Genomic DNA, 1912 nt, shown 5'->3' on the forward strand with positions numbered 1-1912 from the left:
CCGCCTTCGTCGTACGCGTGGTGCTGCCGCGCGAGCGGGTGGCTCAGCTGAAGGAGTCACCGCAGGCGCAGGAGCCCGTCGCGTTCGGGTTGTCGATGGTGAAGCCCTGCTTCTCGATGGTGTCGACGAAGTCGATGGTGGCACCGCCCAGGTACGGGGCGCTCATACGGTCGGTGACGACCTTCACACCGTCGAAGTCCTTCTCCACGTCGCCGTCGAGGGAGCGCTCGTCGAAGAAGAGCTGGTAACGCAGGCCGGAGCAGCCACCGGGCTGGACGGCGACGCGCAGCGCCAGGTCGTCACGGCCTTCCTGGTCGAGCAGGGCCTTGACCTTGGCCGCGGCGGCGTCGGTCAGGATGATGCCGTCGGTGACGGTGGTGGTCTCGTCCGATACGGACATCTACATCTCTCCCGGGTTGTACGGAGACTGCTTGCCGACGAGTGCAACCGGCGGGGCCACGGATTCATTCCGGGCCGAGCGGATTTCCTTCGCGTCTTCTTTCATGCTCGCACACGGCCCGTGGTACGGGCACCGGTCGCCGAAGGCCGCCGTCGCGGGCCGTCGGGATTCATGTCACATCGACGCTATGGACATCGTCAAAGTGACGTGAAGCGGTTATGATAGATAACGTCATTTCGACGAAAAGGCTAGCCCGAATGTCCCGCCGGCCCTCCCCCGGGTCGGCGAGCCGCAGAACAGAAAGGGTGCGTGTTCGTGACCACCGCCCAGACCCAGGAGCTCGACGTACAGCCGACGCCTCTCGCCCTGCTGCTGCTCGGCCGTGAGGCCGACCCGAGGAGCGAGCGCGGTGTCGAGTGCCCCGGCGACCTTCCCTCGCCGTCCGACCCCGACCTGGTGGAGCGCGCCCGCGCGGCCAAGGAGAAGCTCGGGGACAAGGTGTTCGTGCTCGGCCACCACTACCAGCGCGACGAGGTCATCCAGTTCGCGGACGTCACGGGCGACTCCTTCAAGCTGGCCCGGGACGCGGCGGCGCGCCCGGAGGCCGAGTACATCGTGTTCTGCGGTGTGCACTTCATGGCCGAGTCGGCGGACATCCTGACCTCCGACGACCAGAAGGTGGTCCTTCCCGATCTCGCCGCCGGGTGCTCGATGGCCGACATGGCCACCGCCGAGCAGGTCGCCGAGTGCTGGGACGTGCTGACCGAGGCCGGGATAGCCGAGCAGGTCGTGCCCGTCTCGTACATGAACTCCTCCGCGGACATCAAGGCGTTCACGGGCAAGCACGGCGGCACGATCTGCACCTCGTCGAACGCGAAACGAGCCCTGGACTGGGCCTTCGAGCAGGGTGAGAAGGTCCTGTTCCTGCCGGACCAGCACCTCGGCCGCAACACCGCCGTGCGGGACATGGGCATGTCGCTCGACGACTGCGTGGTCTACAACCCGCACAAGCCGGGCGGCGGTGTGACCGTCGAGCAGCTGCGGGCCGCGAAGATGATCCTCTGGCGGGGCCACTGCTCGGTGCACGGCCGGTTCAGCCTTGAGTCCGTGAACGATGTACGGGCCCGTATCCCCGGTGTGAACGTCCTCGTCCACCCCGAGTGCAAGCACGAGGTCGTGGCCGCGGCGGACTACGTCGGGTCGACGGAGTACATCATCAAGGCGCTCGAGGCGGCTCCCGCCGGGTCCAAGTGGGCCATCGGGACCGAGCTGAATCTCGTACGGCGGCTGGCGAACCGTTTCGCGCCCGAGGGGAAGGAGATCGTCTTCCTCGACCGTACGGTCTGCTTCTGCTCGACCATGAACCGGATCGACCTGCCCCACCTGGTGTGGGCGCTGGAGTCGCTGGCCGAGGGGAACCTCGTCAACCGCATCGAGGTCGACAAGGAGACCGAGGCGTTCGCGAAGCTGGCGCTGGAGCGGATGCTGGCGTTGCCGTAACGATCGGCCGGG

2 protein-coding genes are annotated in these 1912 nt (G+C 67.1%); one reads left to right on the plus strand and one right to left on the minus strand.

The features are described from left to right. Nucleotides 1–43 precede the first annotated feature (43 nt). The gene (gene erpA / locus STRIP9103_RS39790; RefSeq protein WP_009337669.1) at nt 44–400 is read right to left on the minus strand and encodes an iron-sulfur cluster insertion protein ErpA; all 357 of its coding nucleotides are present in this window, start codon (nt 398–400) and stop codon (nt 44–46) included. A 315-nt stretch (nt 401–715) separates the two neighbouring features. Here erpA and nadA point away from each other — a divergent pair, with 315 nt between their 5' ends. Continuing rightward, the gene (gene nadA / locus STRIP9103_RS39795) at nt 716–1900 is read left to right on the plus strand and encodes a quinolinate synthase NadA (RefSeq protein WP_048821857.1); all 1185 of its coding nucleotides are present in this window, start codon (nt 716–718) and stop codon (nt 1898–1900) included. Nucleotides 1901–1912: the final 12 nt, after the last annotated feature.

The organism is Streptomyces ipomoeae 91-03, assembly GCF_000317595.1.
Taxonomy (GTDB): Bacteria; Actinomycetota; Actinomycetes; order Streptomycetales; family Streptomycetaceae; genus Streptomyces; species Streptomyces ipomoeae.